Origin of the sequence: Massilia sp. LjRoot122 (assembly GCF_964252725.1) — a bacterium.
Lineage (GTDB): Bacteria > Pseudomonadota > Gammaproteobacteria > Burkholderiales > Burkholderiaceae_D > Telluria.
Window position 1 is genome coordinate 1 of record NZ_CAXUPB020000003.1, and the last position, 15,646, is coordinate 15,646.

General features: G+C 56.6%; 26 protein-coding genes. All 26 read left to right on the forward strand.

The window, feature by feature from the left end; all coding sequences use genetic code 11:
- A partial coding sequence (locus ACSQ25_RS24120) for a hypothetical protein (protein ID WP_436108286.1) occupies nucleotides 1-274 on the forward strand: 274 nt, incomplete at its 5' end.
- An 11-nt stretch (nucleotides 275-285) separates the two neighbouring features.
- Nucleotides 286-465 carry a hypothetical protein gene (locus tag ACSQ25_RS24125; RefSeq protein WP_436108287.1) on the forward strand — a complete coding sequence of 60 codons (180 nt, stop codon included), beginning with the start codon at nucleotides 286-288 and terminating at the stop codon, nucleotides 463-465.
- 553 nt (nucleotides 466-1,018) lie between these two features.
- Entirely contained in the window at nucleotides 1,019-1,258 is a 240-nt protein-coding gene (locus ACSQ25_RS24130) for a hypothetical protein (RefSeq protein ID WP_436108288.1), read from the forward strand.
- A 78-nt stretch (nucleotides 1,259-1,336) separates the two neighbouring features.
- The gene (locus ACSQ25_RS24135) at nucleotides 1,337-1,612 is read left to right on the forward strand and encodes a hypothetical protein (protein ID WP_436108289.1); all 276 of its coding nucleotides are present in this window, start codon (nucleotides 1,337-1,339) and stop codon (nucleotides 1,610-1,612) included.
- Nucleotides 1,613-1,647: 35 nt separating this feature from the next.
- A complete protein-coding gene (locus ACSQ25_RS24140; RefSeq protein ID WP_436108290.1) occupies nucleotides 1,648-1,842 on the forward strand; it encodes a hypothetical protein in 195 nt (64 codons plus the stop codon).
- 9 nt (nucleotides 1,843-1,851) lie between these two features.
- A complete protein-coding gene (locus tag ACSQ25_RS24145; RefSeq protein ID WP_436108291.1) occupies nucleotides 1,852-2,151 on the forward strand; it encodes a DUF6388 family protein in 300 nt (99 codons plus the stop codon).
- Between the two features lie 62 nt (nucleotides 2,152-2,213).
- Entirely contained in the window at nucleotides 2,214-2,597 is a 384-nt protein-coding gene (locus ACSQ25_RS24150) for a DUF3876 domain-containing protein (RefSeq protein ID WP_436108292.1), read from the forward strand.
- A 4-nt stretch (nucleotides 2,598-2,601) separates the two neighbouring features.
- Entirely contained in the window at nucleotides 2,602-2,781 is a 180-nt protein-coding gene (locus tag ACSQ25_RS24155; protein ID WP_436108293.1) for a hypothetical protein, read from the forward strand.
- 15 nt (nucleotides 2,782-2,796) lie between these two features.
- Nucleotides 2,797-2,952 carry a hypothetical protein gene (locus ACSQ25_RS24160; protein ID WP_436108294.1) on the forward strand — a complete coding sequence of 52 codons (156 nt, stop codon included), beginning with the start codon at nucleotides 2,797-2,799 and terminating at the stop codon, nucleotides 2,950-2,952.
- A gap of 135 nt (nucleotides 2,953-3,087) precedes the next feature.
- Nucleotides 3,088-3,366 (forward strand): hypothetical protein, encoded by a 279-nt coding sequence (locus tag ACSQ25_RS24165; protein WP_436108295.1) that lies wholly within the window; start codon nucleotides 3,088-3,090, stop codon nucleotides 3,364-3,366.
- Between the two features lie 16 nt (nucleotides 3,367-3,382).
- Nucleotides 3,383-3,754: a hypothetical protein gene (locus ACSQ25_RS24170; protein ID WP_436108296.1), complete on the forward strand. Its 372-nt coding sequence runs from the start codon at nucleotides 3,383-3,385 to the stop codon at nucleotides 3,752-3,754.
- A 94-nt stretch (nucleotides 3,755-3,848) separates the two neighbouring features.
- Nucleotides 3,849-4,553, forward strand: a complete 705-nt coding sequence (locus ACSQ25_RS24175; protein WP_436108297.1) for a phospholipase D family protein — start codon at nucleotides 3,849-3,851, stop codon at nucleotides 4,551-4,553.
- 7 nt (nucleotides 4,554-4,560) lie between these two features.
- Nucleotides 4,561-5,058 carry a hypothetical protein gene (locus ACSQ25_RS24180; RefSeq protein ID WP_436108298.1) on the forward strand — a complete coding sequence of 166 codons (498 nt, stop codon included), beginning with the start codon at nucleotides 4,561-4,563 and terminating at the stop codon, nucleotides 5,056-5,058.
- 249 nt (nucleotides 5,059-5,307) lie between these two features.
- The gene (locus tag ACSQ25_RS24185; protein WP_436108299.1) at nucleotides 5,308-5,736 is read left to right on the forward strand and encodes a hypothetical protein; all 429 of its coding nucleotides are present in this window, start codon (nucleotides 5,308-5,310) and stop codon (nucleotides 5,734-5,736) included.
- 65 nt (nucleotides 5,737-5,801) lie between these two features.
- Nucleotides 5,802-6,296 carry a hypothetical protein gene (locus ACSQ25_RS24190; RefSeq protein WP_436108300.1) on the forward strand — a complete coding sequence of 165 codons (495 nt, stop codon included), beginning with the start codon at nucleotides 5,802-5,804 and terminating at the stop codon, nucleotides 6,294-6,296.
- 32 nt (nucleotides 6,297-6,328) lie between these two features.
- Nucleotides 6,329-6,781, forward strand: a complete 453-nt coding sequence (locus tag ACSQ25_RS24195; protein ID WP_436108301.1) for a hypothetical protein — start codon at nucleotides 6,329-6,331, stop codon at nucleotides 6,779-6,781.
- A 257-nt stretch (nucleotides 6,782-7,038) separates the two neighbouring features.
- Nucleotides 7,039-7,740, forward strand: a complete 702-nt coding sequence (gene imuA, locus ACSQ25_RS24200; protein WP_436108302.1) for a translesion DNA synthesis-associated protein ImuA — start codon at nucleotides 7,039-7,041, stop codon at nucleotides 7,738-7,740.
- On the forward strand, nucleotides 7,670-9,151 hold the full coding sequence (locus ACSQ25_RS24205) for a Y-family DNA polymerase (protein WP_436108303.1): 1,482 nt from the start codon (nucleotides 7,670-7,672) through the stop codon (nucleotides 9,149-9,151). Before imuA ends, ACSQ25_RS24205 begins: the two co-directional genes overlap by 71 nt.
- A 403-nt stretch (nucleotides 9,152-9,554) precedes the next feature.
- Complete coding sequence (locus tag ACSQ25_RS24210) at nucleotides 9,555-9,830, forward strand: hypothetical protein (RefSeq protein ID WP_436108304.1); 276 nt, start codon at nucleotides 9,555-9,557, stop codon at nucleotides 9,828-9,830.
- 20 nt (nucleotides 9,831-9,850) lie between these two features.
- A complete protein-coding gene (locus ACSQ25_RS24215; RefSeq protein WP_436108305.1) occupies nucleotides 9,851-10,204 on the forward strand; it encodes a hypothetical protein in 354 nt (117 codons plus the stop codon).
- 591 nt (nucleotides 10,205-10,795) lie between these two features.
- Nucleotides 10,796-11,563 (forward strand): hypothetical protein, encoded by a 768-nt coding sequence (locus tag ACSQ25_RS24220; RefSeq protein ID WP_436108306.1) that lies wholly within the window; start codon nucleotides 10,796-10,798, stop codon nucleotides 11,561-11,563.
- Between the two features lie 175 nt (nucleotides 11,564-11,738).
- Nucleotides 11,739-13,145 carry an Eco57I restriction-modification methylase domain-containing protein gene (locus ACSQ25_RS24225; protein ID WP_436108307.1) on the forward strand — a complete coding sequence of 469 codons (1,407 nt, stop codon included), beginning with the start codon at nucleotides 11,739-11,741 and terminating at the stop codon, nucleotides 13,143-13,145.
- 182 nt (nucleotides 13,146-13,327) lie between these two features.
- On the forward strand, nucleotides 13,328-13,798 hold the full coding sequence (locus ACSQ25_RS24230; protein WP_436108308.1) for a hypothetical protein: 471 nt from the start codon (nucleotides 13,328-13,330) through the stop codon (nucleotides 13,796-13,798).
- Nucleotides 13,799-13,810: 12 nt separating this feature from the next.
- Nucleotides 13,811-14,458, forward strand: coding sequence for a hypothetical protein (locus tag ACSQ25_RS24235; RefSeq protein WP_436108309.1), 648 nt, complete (start codon nucleotides 13,811-13,813; stop codon nucleotides 14,456-14,458).
- A gap of 203 nt (nucleotides 14,459-14,661) precedes the next feature.
- A complete protein-coding gene (locus tag ACSQ25_RS24240) occupies nucleotides 14,662-15,072 on the forward strand; it encodes a hypothetical protein (RefSeq protein ID WP_436108310.1) in 411 nt (136 codons plus the stop codon).
- Nucleotides 15,073-15,166: 94 nt separating this feature from the next.
- The gene (locus ACSQ25_RS24245) at nucleotides 15,167-15,460 is read left to right on the forward strand and encodes an H-NS histone family protein (RefSeq protein WP_436108462.1); all 294 of its coding nucleotides are present in this window, start codon (nucleotides 15,167-15,169) and stop codon (nucleotides 15,458-15,460) included.
- Nucleotides 15,461-15,646: the final 186 nt, after the last annotated feature.

Consider the following 15,646-nt stretch of genomic DNA (forward strand, 5'->3'; position numbering starts at 1 on the left):
TCTGGAACGCTGCGCTCGCGCGGTGTTCTACGCTGTTCACCTCTCCGCTTTCCACCTGGTAGTCAGCCTCGCCATCCTCAGTATAAGCATTGCAAGTCTGTGCGGTCTTTTTGATGGTCCAGACGTTGCGAGAGCTGCCCAATCTGGAATAACGCCTGAGATGCTTGAGGCCCATTACTACATGATGAGAGTAATTGGAGGCGTCGGGGTTTTCACCGCATGCACCAAGCTCTACGAGGTGGCGTGTAAGGTCCGCAGGCACCCAAACTTCTGACGGAAAAGAATATGGAAATTTTGATGTGGCTTGGCCTAGTTGTTGCAGCGATTTTTGGAGGCCTCGGCATTCGCGGTGGCGTAACCAGTAATGACGAAGGTGCGGCCAAATGCTACCGGGTTGCAGCAGCCGGCGCCGTATTGGCTTGCGGGGCGTTGTCGTACCAATACCTCGGCACCATTCCACACTGATCAGACATACCGGAAATGCTATGCGTTTTGACGAAGCCTGCACGGCTGTAACCGACCTCTCTAGGGCATTGCCGGATCTGTTCGACAGCGTGTCGTTGTCGTTTCACTTTGGCGGCGACAGGTGTTCTATTGGAGATTGGTCAGACCCGGCCCGGATCGGTATGTTGATCTCAGGGGATGGGGTTGGCTGCCTGAGCGGGGTGTACCTCTTCAGTTCAAGCGCTGGTAACGTGGTATACATCGGCAAGGCGGGGAAAAGTAACTTGCACAACCGTGTTTGGCACCATATGCAGACTCCGAAGCTACTACCGTCAGGGCGCCGTCGTTTCCCCAACAATCAATTCGGATCAAAGACATCTTGCCCAATTCTGCGTGCAGAGATCGAGGACGGACACATCAGCCTGGGAGTCATCACGGTTTCCCAACCACATCTTGTGCCGCTAATCGAGGTGTATCTACAAACGTTGCACGTAGAACTCCATAGTAGTCTTCCCGAGTTGAACCTACAGATCGGGTAGGTAGCATCCTCGACAAAATGAACGGAAAAGGCAGAATGACGATTAAACCTTTTAGCTTCGGCGAAGTACCCAAGCAAACTCGCTGCCGCTGGTTCGTGCGCCGCGGAGCGACGACGCATTTCGACCGTGGCTTCCGTGCTAAAGGCGACGCCGGCAACTGGATCGACGCAATGGGCACCAGGCTGGAATGGCGGGCCGGATTTACTTTTCGCCTTCAGGGCGATGACACCGACATCGCAATCGTTGACCGCAAGGGCGACGTTGCGAAACCATAGCGGAGAACAACCTAGTGCCGACTGGCACCCGCATCGGCCGGTAGCCGGGGTTTGCTTAAGAAGAAAATGATATCGAATATGCTGCTTTCTGTCCTGCTGGCCACATTCTTAGCAGGTTGCTCCCAACCTCCCGATGAGGCACTTATTCGTGCTGAAAAAACTCTTACCGAATTCGAATGTTCAGGTGCTGTAACTGCATCGGTCGGGGACCAACGTTTGATGGCCGAAGACAAAAGGCGCGCCCAGGAATTCGTCGCGCAATATAAAGACGGCAAGCACATGTTCACAGTGCCAATTGACGAGATCGTGGGCAACCAGCTCGCAATGTTCCAAGCGTTCTGCCCTAAGGGTTGACGTTTACAACGGTCAAGATCTTCAACGAGAATACTATGAAACTGAAGGACCACTACGCAGCACTTCGCGCAATTCATGCCGAGTTGGCCGCGATTGCTGAGCAGACGAAAACAATGGCGCATGCAAACCTGGCAGATCCTAGTAACACCGACTGGTTATATATCATGGACCGACAGGACGCCTTGCTGGGTCAGCTGAGCCGCCTCGACAATCAGCCCTTGGAACTTTAAGAAAAGAAAATGCCAAAGCTCACAGAAGAACAACTGAACCGGGCACGTGAAATGTTTCTCGCTTCGGTAGACGGCGCGGAAGCGCGGAAGCGTATCGAAGCACTTACGCAGTCGGATGCCGAGTTCATGGAGACCAGCTTAGAAAAACTCCGTGCTGCTCGAACGCTCGATGAGATCGCGTCCTTCGCGCATACGAAACGCATCGACAGTATGGAGTTGCTATTTAGTTTGGCGTCGCAGGACGCTGAAGAATTCGACCTGCTTTGCAAAGCACATAATGAAGAAGTTAAACGCGTGCTAGGGTCATAAAAACTAATTCGGCGGTGTGTCATTGCTTAAGTACCTCGGCAACTAGATCGGAAGAGTTATATATGCATCAGGCAAGAGCCGTTGCGTTATCTGGAGTAGTAAAAATGTCTAGAATTTTGAACCGCCTGGCTTGCTTGGCGGTAGTGGCAACGTTGTCTGCTTGCTCGCCGGCGGGCAATGAGTTTATCGGCAAATGGCAGTCGGTGAAGTACGAAAACCGGACAGCTGAAATCGAGCGTAATGGTGATAACTTCCTCATAAAGAACACCGCACCGTCCCTCTTCGGCAAGGGAGCCGAAACGAAACTCCGGACCGCTACGTACAAAGACGGAGTACTGCAGTTCTCCACCGGCATGGGTACGGCAGACATTGGCTACCGCAAGGATAGTGATATTTTGCTAATGCCAACTATAAGCGGATCGCTCGAATATCGTCGTGTGAAATAAGCAAATGGTGGACGAGACAGGCGTCGATGAGATGTCGTCTATGCAGCAAGCCGAGCCCATCATCCGCATCAGCGATGAGGTGCGTATCTCGCTGGAACGGGTGCCCATTGAGCCGGAAGGAACAGCTGCCGACAAGCACGCCGCGACAATCCGCGGACTCGCCACCGGTGCGCAGTCCACCTAACAGGACAGGAAAAACATGACACTGGGAACCATCATCACGGGAGTTACGGCCATGACCCTGGCGGGGATCATTGTTCACCTCTGGATGAACCTGAAACGGCCGAAGTGGGCCATTACCGCTGCAATCACCTTCCCGATGGCTTGGTGGATCTCAGGAAACTTGCTCAGCTAGAAGTCAAGAAAATGGCCCAGCAGTACCCATTGCCCCGCATAACGGGGCAGCGGCATTGAGAGAGTCTGCGTGGTGCCGGCTCGACAATAGAGCCGATATTAACGAGCAAACCAAACCCGTTGTAGGAACTGCAGCATGCTTCTGATCGCACATGAGTCTCTCGAAGCCGCCCAAGGGTCCGCGGATATACTCAGGACACTTGGCGGCGCCGCGCGCAGGTTGCTGGCGGACTGCGTTGAGCACACGGGGGTGAAGCGTAAGGCACTCTCCGCTGCAGCACGTGAGCTCGAGGCAGCAGGTTTTCTCTTCGTTCGTGACCACAGCACTATCTGGTCGCCGGAGTTTGACCTGGTGCCAACTCTGGCCGGCGAAGAAGCACTAGAAGTACTGGAAGAGGCTGCGGCCCGAACATAAAGAAAGAAAAAATTCAATGAAACCTTATTACATCGTGTTAATTGTTCTGGCCTTGGCCACGCCGACCGTATTCTGGTTAAGCGAATTCATCCGGTCGCGCATACAGCGTCTTCCTATGCGCGGTTTGAATAAGATGTGGCTTCCGATCGGCGTTGGCATCCTATCTACATGGCTCTGCTACACGGTAGGGTCGCAGATATATCTCTCGACAAAGGTGAGCGAGCTAATGGCCCGTTACCAAAGCGAAAAGCCTGTTACAAACGAAGAAGTGGCGAAGCTCACTCAGCTGGCCGGATGGTCACCAACTGCAGTTGGACTTTCAATGAAGCCGGAAGAGCTTGAACAGTACGCTCGGCGAAATGGGTTACACCTTAAGGCACAACCATAGGATAAGGCCCAGCAGTACCCACGCCGCGCTCGACGCGGCTATGGCATTGAGAGGTCGGCATAGTGCTGCCCAAGTTGAACGATAAGCGCGGATTATGGCGAAATTCCTGAATACGAGTGGCACTAACTATTTTCTTGAAGAGCTGATCAAGGACGCAAAAGATCGGGTGATTTTGATAAGCCCGTTCCTGAAGCTTAACGACAGAATCAAGGAGCTATTAGTCGACAAGGACCGGCTCAAGATCGATGTGCGGATTGTGTACGGCAAAAGCGAGTTGCAGCCCGCCGAAATCGAGTGGCTGCGCAGTCTCCCATATGTGCGGACGAGCTTCTGCAAGAACCTCCACGCCAAATGCTATTTAAGCGAAGAGCTGTGCATTATCACCAGCTTAAACCTGTACGAATTCAGCCAGGTTAACAATAATGAAATGGGGATTCTGATTCGACGGTCGGAAGACGCCCAGCTTTACAAGGATGCTTACGAAGAAGCGCAGCGCATCATTCGCATCAGCGACGAAGTACGCATTTCACTGGAGCGCGTGCCAAGTGAGCTGGAAGGAGCAGCCGCCGATGAGGATGGCGCAGATGCCGGGAAGCTCACGACATCCAAGCTTGGGCAGAAACTCGGCCTGAAGACAGCTCAGGTGCTCGAACGAGCGGCCACCGCCGGGTACGTCGAGGCCTTGGGCGACAACAAGTACGGCCCTACGGCGAAGGGCGAACAGGCCGGCATCGAATACATCGCGAAGTCTCGGTTTGGCCCTTACTTCCTCTGGCCCCTCGACGTTCAACTGAGCTAGGAAAACGATGACGGACAACGAAACCCGACTGCCGACCGCGCTTGACCTCGCCGTTGATGCCCTCCTGGCAGCACCGCTGGCAGGCGGTCTAGTGCTGGTGACTGGCGCGATCGCGTCAGGTAAGTCCACGGTAGCGAGAGCGTTGACGGAGCAGTTGGCCAAGAGAAGCAGCATGCCATCCATAGCACTTTCCGACGCCATGTATGTGCCGAACCACCTGTTCGCCGAAAACAAAATTAACGCGGTTGTACTATGGGATGAAATTCGTGACGGGGCAACGTTCCTGGCATTCCTGGCCAGCAGCACGCATCGTTTTACAATAGCCGTTGTACATGAGCAGCACTGGCTCGGAGCCGTTCGCAAATTGCTTTCGCATGCCGGGCAACTGGAGAAAGAGGAACGGGTTGCAGCGGTCAGTGCGCTGAAGGCACGCCTAGTCGCCGTTGTCGAGACCAGTCGGCAACACGACATCACACTCACCACTCCAGTTCCTTGGCCACGATGACTCAGAGAAGAATGAACGGGGAGGATACACATTGAAGAAATCTGGACAATGGTTTATTCGGTGGATAGTACTTTCAATGATTCTGGACGCAGGGTGGGTCGTGATGTTCGGTTGGGTAGAATTCGTAGCTTCAAATTGGTGGAAGGGCTCCACGATGGCAGCACTCGTGATCCTTGTTTGGGCCGCGGTCGCAATTCGATCAGCCGGTGCCGACCAAGCGAACATAGTTGAGTTGTAAAGAGAAAGTATATGTTTGAACGAATCAACGACCTAGTGACGAACCGCAGCTTCGTCTTCCAATCTTGGGATGATCGCTACGGTAAAGGCGTGTGGGCCGGCTTGGCGCCTGCAGAGCATCAGCTCGATGACGTCAGAGACTCAACGAGTGCTGGAGACAGCGACATGATTTCGGCGGTCGAATACATCAGCGGTACAGAGTGGTTGCCGCTGGTAACGGGACACGACTTCATGAGCGCCTTAACCATCTTAGAACAACGTCTTATGACAATTCCAGCCGATCTCTTACAGCGAGGATCGCACTGGTCTAATGCCGTCTCCAACGCCTTTGAACACCTGCGCGACGTACAGCGTGAGCATATCGCGTATGGAGCGGCGAACGGACAATATGTCCCTTTGCCTGTCATGCTTGATGACGTGCTCACTCAGGCGAATAAATAGGCGAAAATGAGTAAGCCCTTTTCCGGCCAGCCGCCGGCATACCTACCGCGACCAGGAACAGAGTTATGAACCAGCCTGTGAACTATCTGCGACAGCCCGTCACCTTAGCCGGCAATGGTCGGCTTTATCGAGCAATCGTTAGCCTGCCGAGACAAATGGCAGGCGAGGCGCTCGAAGAGCGCATTGTATTCTTCGAGGTGAAATCGGGCGAGAGCGCAGGCCGCTACCTTGAAAGCCTGCTAGAAAAGGTCTGGTGCATCGATACTAAGGACTGGTGCGAGGATGGACATATTTACAACGTCAACTCAGCGAGCGAGCTTCATGGCTATTCGCTGAACGACAATGGCGGCCCGAACGACGTGATGTTGTTCGAGACCGGCGGCGGGGGGAGTGGAATCGAGGCAATCGGCCCAAGCCGCACGCATTACGCACAAGCCGACGTAGTCGATATGTTCGTAACGCCGCGGGTAGCCCGGCGGCTGCGCGACGCGCTTGACGCAATCGAGCTCATGCGTGTGGACGAAGCGCGACGGCGCAAGGCCGAAGGCACAGGCCAGTAATCCTCTGCCTGCCAGAGTATACGAGACCACACATGACCATCAGCAAGCTAACAGTCGCTGCGGAGTACCTGGGGAGAGCGATCGAATTATACTTTCGAGGCGATTCGTATTTCTCAGCGCTACACTTGGCTGGCGCCGCCCAGGAACTGCTGGGAAAATTCGTGGAACGGACCGGCGCCGACTCAGCGCACACTTCTCTCGTCAAAGGGGCAGTACGAATTTCCAAGTTCCTGAACGAAGGGGGCGAACCTTCGACCGATAAGGACATCAGAGACATCGTCAACCACGCCAAGAACCGCTCCAAGCACATGAACGCCGTGGGAGATGATGTCGTTGAGTTTGACGCGCGCACTCAAGCACGAGCCATGCTCGACCTGGCGATTTCAGAGTTCTACTACTTGTACGGTAATGGGGCGGAGCTTGAGCTGTCCGACGAAATCGAGCGATACAACCTCTACCAGGTCGAACGCGCTCCAATCGAGTAAAGACCCTTCAGTACTTGTGGCCCGCATGCAGGTCATGCTCAGCAGATTGCTGATCAATCCTTGCTCGCGACTCCGGGTCGGCTCATCTCGCGGAGCACTGTCGCCGCGTTCTCATCCTGATTGTTGCTTCATAGCTACAACACATTGGTTTTCTCAAGGCTCAATCAGCGCTCAGCGATCCGATTTGACGCATCGGACTTGTCAAAAGCTCACAGACGTTTTACTGTATGCCCATACAGTATTATGAATTCTGCTAGATGCCTCACGACAACAACTCGCCGGAAGCAATTCATCCATCGCTCTGGCGAGCCTCGCAGCTGGCCCGCGGTAGCACAAGATGCGTTGACACTGGCCACCCCATTCTGAATGCGCAGTTGCCAGGTGGCGGCTGGCCAACGAGTTCACTCACCGAACTTCATGTGCAAAGTGCTGGCTTGGGCGAGATGCGTCTGATGGAAAAAGTCTTCGCTCATGCCGGCACGCGGCCGATAATGCTCATCCAGCCGCCGCACACTCCTAACGCTCTCGCACTGGCGGCCATGGGCCTAAACCCGTCGCAGATTATATGGGTCCAACCAGACCGTACAGCTGACGCACTTTGGGCTACTGAGCAAGCGCTCAAAACGGGAGCTTGCTCAGCAGTGATGCTTTGGCAAGCGCATGCCCGAAGCGAGTCCATCAGGCGCCTCAACTTGGCGTGCCAAGAGAACCAAGGTCTTTGTTTTTTGCTGAGGCCACTGGCGGCCGCCCAAGATTCGTCACCGGCGCCACTACGATTGGCGCTCCGGCCTGCCGTTGGCGGGCTCGACGTCACGATCCTAAAACGGAAGGGAGCACAGCTCGACGCAAGTCTCTTTCTTCCATTATCCCCTTCTTTCGTTCATCGTCATGCGTCTTTGGATCGGCCTGCACCTTCGCCTGTTGTCGCTGGAAGTCTTCGAGCCGAACTGGTCGAGTGACGGCGTCAGTGTCGTCCTCGAGCAGGAGCGCGTACTCGTTATGTCTCGCGCCGCGCGTGCCGCCGGCGTCAAACCCGGAATGCGTCGCGGTGGCGTCCTCATGCTCGCCCCGGATGCCAAGATCTATGAACGATCGTCCGCGAGCGAGGATGAAGCGCTGCAGGCGGTCGCCCTGGCGCTGCTTCAATACAGCCCACTTGTCGCCCTAGCAGAGGAATCTTCCCTGGTGGTCGATATCGGGGCCTCACTCCGGCTTTTCCGTGGCATACGCGCGCTTTGCAGGCGCGTGCAGGCCGATATGCGCAGGCTCGGCTTCTCGGTCCACCTCAGCTGCGCCCCCACAGCACGTGGCGCCTGGATCCTGGCCAGATGCGGTGGTGGCCGAACCGTCAAAACGGCGACAATGACGCGCCGTCTCAACGTCCTGCCGGCTTTGGTCGTGCCTCCGGTCCGCCCTTTCTCGGCATGGTTCGAGGGGATCGGCTGCGAGACGATCGCAGACCTGCGCCGCCTTCCGCGTCCAGGGCTGCAGCGCCGGTGTGGGCGTCCTCTACTCGACATCCTCGACCATGCGTTCGGTACCGCCCCTGAGTTCTTTGAATGGGTGGTGCCGGCCGAGACGTTCGAGGCCAAGCTGGAACTGTTCGGGCGGATCGAGAATGCCGAGCTGCTGCTCGCGGGGGCGCAGCGCCTGGTGCTGCAGCTGACGGGCTGGCTGGTAGCAAAGCATATGGCAGCCGAGCGGGTAACGCTAAAACTGGACCACGAAAGAGGGAGGACAGCCCGACCGCCAACGGCGGTTGAAATCACTCTCGCCGAGCCAGTATGGGACGGCGATCACATCATTCGGTTGATGAAAGAGCGACTCGGTAAACTCGACCTCGAAGCTCCGGTCATTGGATTGGCGCTCCAGGTCGATCAACTGCAGGCCATGGAACCACCGAGCGAATCGCTTTTTCCCGAACCCGGGGGTAGCGAAGAGGACCAAGTGCGCATGCTGGAACTTCTGGTCTCGCGCATAGGCGCGGATAAGGTGCGTCGGTCAAAACCCGTGGCCGACCATCGCCCTGAGGTCGCGAATGCATGGGTGTCAGTCCAAGAGAAGATCCGCGACGTCGACATAGCCAAGCAGCTGCCGCCGGATATCAAAAGCCTGCTCCGACCTACGTGGCTACTTGCGACGCCGATTCCACTGCTAGTGCGCCATAACCGGCCTTTCTACGGCAGTCCACTGCGGATGGTGCAGGGGCCCGAACGGGTAGAGGCGGCATGGTGGGATGCTACCGCTGCGCGTGACTACTTCATCGCCGAAGGGCAGGGGCACGAACTGTTTTATGTGTATCGCGAGCGGATCATGAGTGCCGCCGGCGAGAATGAACCGCGCTGGTTCTTGCACGGCCTGTTCGGGTAGATACGTATGGCTGATTCGGTTTCACTTCTGTTTGAAGCGGGCGGCAGACCTCTCGCAAGGCATCGACTCGCATTCCCGCAAACCGTCTATGAAGGATCTTTCTCGTTCGATGAATGCCCGAGTAGTGAGTTTCGTCGCACTGTCGCCACTGCCAGGCTGCAGGCGCCGGATGGGAATGATGTTCTGCCTCCCCTGTATGAAGCCAAGCTACTGTGGTGCAAAAATGGCGAGGCCCGCGTGAGTGGCCTCGAAGTCGACGAAATAACGCGAAAGCGAACAGCACAATGCTGGAACGTTCGGTTTGCAGGTTGCGTGAGCACAGACCGGCAATGAGCGCCGGGCAGGGAAGCTGAGTGCCACAAGGCTCGTATAATGCTCGGGTTACCGAAACCGAGCTGGTTCCATGACCCAAGCCCCACAATATCCGATACGCGACGTGCGCCGCATGCTGATGGTGTTGGGGGCCATCGACCTACTCAAGCCTGCCACGCTTGTACGAATAAGTGAGCTCACCGGCTTGGACAAGAAATCGGTCACCAGCTTGATCTCCCGCGCCCAGGAGCAAACCGGCGTCGCAATCGAGAAGACCGGTGCTGTCTACGCCGTCGCGGATTGGGGGCCGGTACTAAAGCGTGCAGGCTGCCGCTTGGCGCTGGAAGGCGAGATCGGAACGCATTAGATCATCACCAGGAGATTTGAATGGGACAGGCAAAAGACCGCGGCACGAAGACAGAACGAGAAGAGCAGGCGAAGTTAAAGCGCCGCGAGGGCAGAACCCCGATCGACATTGACGATCTGCGCAAGGAACATGCTGTACCTCCCGAAGCGAACTTCGTCGGCTTTGTAGTTTGGCTGCGCGAGCGTGATGAGTTCCTCGTCCAGCTGGAAGAAACACCCGCACTGATCAAACGTGGATACGGCCCGCGTGTCGAGCAAGCCGTCCTGTTCAACGATTGGGACGCGGCGGCGCCGCATGCCGAGGCTAGCAAGCATCCCGCACTGGTGGCCGCGGCCTTCGACCTGAGCTCTAAGATGTTCATTATCGGAGGGTAGGGCCATGATCAAGCGTCGATTCACACCGCTTCGATACCAGGAGAGTGAGCTACTCGACGCAGATGTCAGGCGCTACTGAGGCGAGTAGGCTTTATCACTGACGCCGATCCCCGGCCAGATATGCCGTAGTGCTTTTTGAGCAAAGCTCAGGTACAATTTCGCCACCGCACTGCGGCAATGTCCCGACCGCGTCCAGCATCATCCATACGACGCTCTTGAATGCCTGAATCCGCCCACATGGATTCTTTGGCGCCTGCCTTACCCTCTCGACTATCTGTTCTCAGCCGACCATCCGGCTGAATTTTCATGCGCCCGCAAAAGTTAGTTTTCGCACCTGCTTACGGCAGCTGCGAGCACCTGCTCGACGATTTTTCAACGCCGTCCTACGGCAAAAATCGCAAGGAGCACAACAATCATGCGCGAGCTTTCGCAAGAAGAGGTCGACCAGGTGGGCGCAGGTCCAACACTGCCAAATCTCGTCCTTCCCTCCCCAGCAATCCCATTAAGTGCGGCAAACAGCCTGTTCCCCGACGCCCCGCCGGCGTTCGGTAGCATCTTCATTCCTTCCGCCGTTTTTGGAGGGAATGCGACATGACGGGCGAACCGGCCGAAACAACCGACCACACAAATCGCGCAGACTTTGAGATCGAGTCGAAGGTGTTCGTCATGCGAGGCGATAAGAAGCTTGTACGCCACCTTGCATTCGCCAAGGCAGCTGGGCAGCGTCCAAACACTTTGCGCGTCTCTGTGGGATCCGCGCATGGCACTGCGCTCACGCTGAAGAACGCCAGCTTCTCCCGACAGTACCGCAGGGCGATCGACATGATCGCCGACTTCCACGCAATCGCTCAAGACGATCCAATCCGCAACGAGATGGAGAAGACCGGCCCAGCGTTCCTGGAACACTATGGGCTACGCACGCTCCCGTTCCAGTTTCAAAAGCAGGGCGAGCTGAAGGCGATTGAGGATGCTGCGTTCCCGATCGATGACGGCAATGCGGAAAAGTCGAAGCCGTCCAACGGCAAGTCGAAGCTCGCTGCGCCCAAAGCGCTACTTCCTAATGGTCTTGTCCGTGGCGTCACGTTCCGGCCAGCACGCGGTGCTGACCCGGCCCTGATTCACGTTCGGCTTTGGCGCGGCAAGGGCTTCAGCCTCCGCCTTGAAAACGTCTCATTCGCAAAGCAGTATGCGAAGGCAGTCGATGCGGTAGCTGATTCGCTCGGAATCGCTGCAGGCGATCCGTTGCGGAATCGACTGAACCAAACCGGGCAGGCCTTCCTCGAGCACTATGCGCTGACTACTGTCGTTGTCACCATCCCCGACGTCGTCGTGATGAAGAACCCTGACAATCAATCGTGATGTTGATCCACTGCCGGCCCACTTGGGCTGGCAGTGCGTCTCTGATCTGCAATCTGCTTCCTCACGCCTGTGCACCAGGCGTGAGCATCAGCTCAAACGTTCCTTATGCCGACACCGGCATTGTCTCGAACCTCTGCCGCTGCGATCCTCGCGCCGGCGCCACCTGACAACTCCCATGGACGACAACAACAACCTTCTTTTGTTCGCCGAGAACGACCACGACGCGGCACGTATCGAAGCCATCGACCAACTGCACAACGCAACGAACTACTACACGGCAGATGCTGTGGTCGAGCAGCTGCTCGACCATCTGGACTGGCCTCACGACAGGGGCCGCATGATCGACGCCTCTTGCGGTGCGGGTGCCTTCATCGCCATCGCGCTGACCAGGGCATTGGCTGCCCGCGTCTTCACCGACAGCGAGCTGCCGCACCACCTCGAGGGCTGGGAACTGCACCCATTCGCCTGTGCGCAGGCAAGAGCGCGCGTTGCATCGGTCTTGATCTCTTTTGGCCGAACAGCGGGTGTAGCAGCCAAAATCGCAGAGCAGATCATCCACAACAAGGACTTCCTGACCGAAGCGCCGACCGAAGCCCGATGGCACTACCACTGCGGAAATCCACCCTACATAAGAGCTGCGAATATCCCCCAAATTCTGAGGGATGAGTATGCAGGGCATGTGCCGAAATACGCTTCGGCGGACCTCGCCCATGGCTTCTTGGACCGCGCCGCCCGTACCCTGTTCGATGGCGGAAAAATTGGCGTAGTTGTGGCCGATAGAATCTTGATTAACTCGACGGCCGGTGCGCTGCGTGAGGCCCTTGGCACCCGCCTGGGTATCGAACACGTGGAAAGACTCGATGCAACAACGGCATTCTTCAGGCCCAAACAGAGGCGCAAGGGAACACCCGCGCGGGTCCATCCCCTATTGCTCGTCATGAGTCCAACTGGCGCCGTTCCACTCACAAAGGAGCCGATCTATCCTGGTGTCGACGAGACCGAGTACGCAGGCCTGCCTACACTTCAGGAATTAGCGCAAGTGCGCCTGGGTTCCTGGCTAGGTACCGAGGGAGTTTTTACGGTTACGCCAGAGCAGGCTGCTGCCCGGGGCATTCCTCTTGAAGCACTGGTGCATGCGGTTGATATCGACGACATCGTGGACGGCGATAAGCTCGGCCCGCTGAAACGCTACGCGATCCGCACGCATCCTGACCACCGGCCCTGTGACGCGGTGATGGCGCATCTGGACGCAACGATGCACCTCATGGCCGAAGCCGGCAAGAAGGGTGTCTACTGGTGCCCGCCAGAGCGGTTTCATGCTCGCGACCTTTCTCAGGTCACGCTCATGGTCCCGCGGATCGCAAAGACGCCGAGAGCCATCTGGGTCCAGCCGAACACTCTTCCAATCAACCATAACCTGTCTATCGTTTCAGGCGACCTGGAACTCTTAGCCAAGATCGAACGCGCATTGCGCGGCGACCTGGCCGCTAAGTGGCTGCACGATCACGCTCCCCGGATCGAGGGCGGCTTCCACTCTCTGGAAACGAATCTGCTGCGCCGGATGCCCATTCAGCTGGACTGATTCTTCTACAACCGCCCGGTCTTCGACAGAAGCCGGGCATTTCCTCTCCAAGTAACTTTCCCGCGCGGCAGCGCCGGCAAGTTCGCAAGAACGTCGCTTTTTCTCAGCCGGACTTCGGCATTCATTCCCCTCAAGGGATCAACCGCAATAGGCCAGCACCATCGGCCGCAACAAGGAAAAGCATGACTACTATGACGAACAGCAAGCTGTCGGAACAAACCAGCGCCATCGCATCCGCACTCATCCAGTCGGGCAAGCAGGACACGCAGCACGAGGCGGTCTACGTCACCGGCACCCGTCCTGGCGAAAGCGAAGAAGAAGCCGGCCGCCGCGCAGTAATCGTCCACGACAAGGCAATCCAGCGAAGCCTGGGCGACCAGGTGACCGCTGATTGGCCACGCTGGCTGCAGGTCGACTACCTGAGCCGCCTCGAGCAAGTCGACACCATCAGCGCCGCCATGGATCGCTACTACAAACCCGATCGTCTAAACCAGCCGGGCGGCATGCGCGAAACGCTCATTCGCTCGCGCCAGCGTGACTTCGTAGCACAGGGATGGGCAATCCTCGCATCCCACCATGACGCGATTAATGGCCACGGCCTCTATCTCCGCAAGGAAGCCGGTGCCATCGTCCTCTACATGAGCAACAAGTAACTGGAGGCGCAAATGCATTTCAATGAAAAACCCCACATCGTGGCCGTCAACTGGGAAGGCTTTCAAGCGCAAGGTGAGGGCATCGCCTTTGCAGCCAATCCGTACGCCGCGGACCCATTCAAGCGCGCACTGTGGTCGAAGGGCTGGAGCGATAGCTCCAACGGTCGTCCGGCGCCTGAGACAGCGTTCGAGGGCTTCTGGATCGTGGACGACGTTTTGGACGGCCAGGCAAAGGAAGGCTTCCAGGTCTTCTATGGCTGTCCTTTCCGCGCGATCGGGACAAAGCAGGGGGAATTTGCACTCCTCGGCCTGGCGCTGGCCAGCGTGCCCGAAATCGAGGCTGTCTATCGAGTGAAGCTCGCTCGCCGGCATGGTGAGCACTCTGTTGCGCTGATTCGCACAAGTGGCGGTAGCAACGGGAACGTCCGCAAAACCGGACGAGCGGACCTCAACCCAGAAAAGGCATTCGACCAAACCATAATTTCTTGGGAGGGCGATCGAGTTGCAGAAATAATGGAGCAAAAACAAATCGACAATTCGGAAGCACAGGGCATCCATGAAGTCCATGTTGGCCCAGTCAACAAGCGCAGTTCTTGCCGCTACCGCCATCCTTTCGCAGCCGGCCGGCAAACGGAGCTGAACCATTTCGACAAATCCTGACATCTCTCAGTGTACGAATCAGCCCACCTTAATCGGTGGGCTTTTTTTTCGCCCGTAACTATTAGAACTGTTAGGTAGGTTGCACTCAGCACCCTGGTCGGCGAACTTCACCAGTTGGCACGCCATCACCCGAACTATCGTTGCGCAACGCGGCAGTGTGCGCGAGAATGCGATGCTGAAGCAAGGCAACTCAGTACTCCGATGTGGAATTCGCAATCAAGCTGATTAATCTGAGCATCTTAAAAACAAACTTTATGAGCATGAATAGACGACAGGTAATGCGGGGAGTAGTTGCGGCGGCTATCGCTGTAGCAGTGGTTCTTTCTGGCTGTTCTGGTAAGCCGGGCGAGAAGTTCATCGGTAAATGGCAGGGCAAGGATCGGCCAGATACGATGATGGAAATCAAGCGAAATGGTGATGGCTTCGTTATGGATATGACCACGACAAAGCCCAATGGGCAAACGAATACCGGCTCTGTTCCTGCGACCATCAAGGATGGCGTGCTCAACTACCCAAACGGACCAGTGACCGGCACAGTGACACACATAGAGGATAAGGATGAGCTTTTCGTCTCTACCTTCGCCGGGAACTTCCAGTTCATCCGCGTAAAGTAAGCGCGCATCGACCCACAACACGATTAAAGCAGGTACTTTGACTGCAAAGGAAAAGAAACTAATGACTGACCTTTCCAATCTATCTATCGCAGATATGCGCAACCTACTCAAGCAGGTTGAAATAGAAATCAAGCTGCGTGAAGCGGACGAGATCAACAAGGCCCGGGACCAGATCCTCGCTATTGCTCAAAGCGTTGGCGTTCCCCTGGACCAGCTGCTTGGAGGCGCAGGGAAGGGGATCAAGAAGGGAGCGAGCGGTACCGCGCCAGTTCGCTTCAAACATCCGCAAGACGAATCCCTGAAGTGGTCCGGGCGTGGCCGGCAGCCGAAGTGGGTAAAGGAATGGACTGAAGGCGGGAAGCCGCTCGACGAAATCCGCGTCCTCTAACTCACGCCCGTATTCCGGCGCTTCGGCGCCGGCAGCGAGCGGCAATCCAACCACACGTTGTACCTGGTCGAATTGCCATGTAGAATTACATTTGTCGCTCCGCGGCATTGCCAGTCCCAAGTAACTTGCCCGTGCTGCCCAAGCAGCGGCGAGTTCATCAAACTCCCCGATTTTCCAAGCCGCATC

Excerpts from the sequence above, each read along its gene's own strand:
- ACSQ25_RS24230 (WP_436108308.1), top strand. The coding sequence starts at position 13,328 with ATGACTACTATGACGAACAGCAAGCTGTCGGAACAAACCAGCGCCATC.
- ACSQ25_RS24215 (WP_436108305.1), top strand. The coding sequence starts at position 9,851 with ATGGGACAGGCAAAAGACCGCGGCACGAAGACAGAACGAGAAGAGCAG.
- ACSQ25_RS24145 (WP_436108291.1), top strand. The coding sequence starts at position 1,852 with ATGCCAAAGCTCACAGAAGAACAACTGAACCGGGCACGTGAAATGTTT.
- ACSQ25_RS24165 (WP_436108295.1), top strand. The coding sequence starts at position 3,088 with ATGCTTCTGATCGCACATGAGTCTCTCGAAGCCGCCCAAGGGTCCGCG.
- ACSQ25_RS24155 (WP_436108293.1), top strand. The coding sequence starts at position 2,602 with ATGGTGGACGAGACAGGCGTCGATGAGATGTCGTCTATGCAGCAAGCC.
- ACSQ25_RS24135 (WP_436108289.1), top strand. The coding sequence starts at position 1,337 with ATGCTGCTTTCTGTCCTGCTGGCCACATTCTTAGCAGGTTGCTCCCAA.
- ACSQ25_RS24185 (WP_436108299.1), top strand. The coding sequence starts at position 5,308 with ATGTTTGAACGAATCAACGACCTAGTGACGAACCGCAGCTTCGTCTTC.
- ACSQ25_RS24225 (WP_436108307.1), top strand. The coding sequence starts at position 11,739 with ATGGACGACAACAACAACCTTCTTTTGTTCGCCGAGAACGACCACGAC.
- ACSQ25_RS24175 (WP_436108297.1), top strand. The coding sequence starts at position 3,849 with ATGGCGAAATTCCTGAATACGAGTGGCACTAACTATTTTCTTGAAGAG.
- ACSQ25_RS24220 (WP_436108306.1), top strand. The coding sequence starts at position 10,796 with ATGACGGGCGAACCGGCCGAAACAACCGACCACACAAATCGCGCAGAC.
- ACSQ25_RS24205 (WP_436108303.1), top strand. The coding sequence starts at position 7,670 with ATGCGTCTTTGGATCGGCCTGCACCTTCGCCTGTTGTCGCTGGAAGTC.
- ACSQ25_RS24130 (WP_436108288.1), top strand. The coding sequence starts at position 1,019 with ATGACGATTAAACCTTTTAGCTTCGGCGAAGTACCCAAGCAAACTCGC.
- ACSQ25_RS24170 (WP_436108296.1), top strand. The coding sequence starts at position 3,383 with ATGAAACCTTATTACATCGTGTTAATTGTTCTGGCCTTGGCCACGCCG.
- ACSQ25_RS24125 (WP_436108287.1), top strand. The coding sequence starts at position 286 with ATGGAAATTTTGATGTGGCTTGGCCTAGTTGTTGCAGCGATTTTTGGA.
- ACSQ25_RS24245 (WP_436108462.1), top strand. The coding sequence starts at position 15,167 with ATGCGCAACCTACTCAAGCAGGTTGAAATAGAAATCAAGCTGCGTGAA.
- imuA (WP_436108302.1), top strand. The coding sequence starts at position 7,039 with ATGCCTCACGACAACAACTCGCCGGAAGCAATTCATCCATCGCTCTGG.
- ACSQ25_RS24180 (WP_436108298.1), top strand. The coding sequence starts at position 4,561 with ATGACGGACAACGAAACCCGACTGCCGACCGCGCTTGACCTCGCCGTT.
- ACSQ25_RS24140 (WP_436108290.1), top strand. The coding sequence starts at position 1,648 with ATGAAACTGAAGGACCACTACGCAGCACTTCGCGCAATTCATGCCGAG.
- ACSQ25_RS24190 (WP_436108300.1), top strand. The coding sequence starts at position 5,802 with ATGAACCAGCCTGTGAACTATCTGCGACAGCCCGTCACCTTAGCCGGC.
- ACSQ25_RS24195 (WP_436108301.1), top strand. The coding sequence starts at position 6,329 with ATGACCATCAGCAAGCTAACAGTCGCTGCGGAGTACCTGGGGAGAGCG.
- ACSQ25_RS24150 (WP_436108292.1), top strand. The coding sequence starts at position 2,214 with ATGCATCAGGCAAGAGCCGTTGCGTTATCTGGAGTAGTAAAAATGTCT.
- ACSQ25_RS24235 (WP_436108309.1), top strand. The coding sequence starts at position 13,811 with ATGCATTTCAATGAAAAACCCCACATCGTGGCCGTCAACTGGGAAGGC.
- ACSQ25_RS24160 (WP_436108294.1), top strand. The coding sequence starts at position 2,797 with ATGACACTGGGAACCATCATCACGGGAGTTACGGCCATGACCCTGGCG.
- ACSQ25_RS24210 (WP_436108304.1), top strand. The coding sequence starts at position 9,555 with ATGACCCAAGCCCCACAATATCCGATACGCGACGTGCGCCGCATGCTG.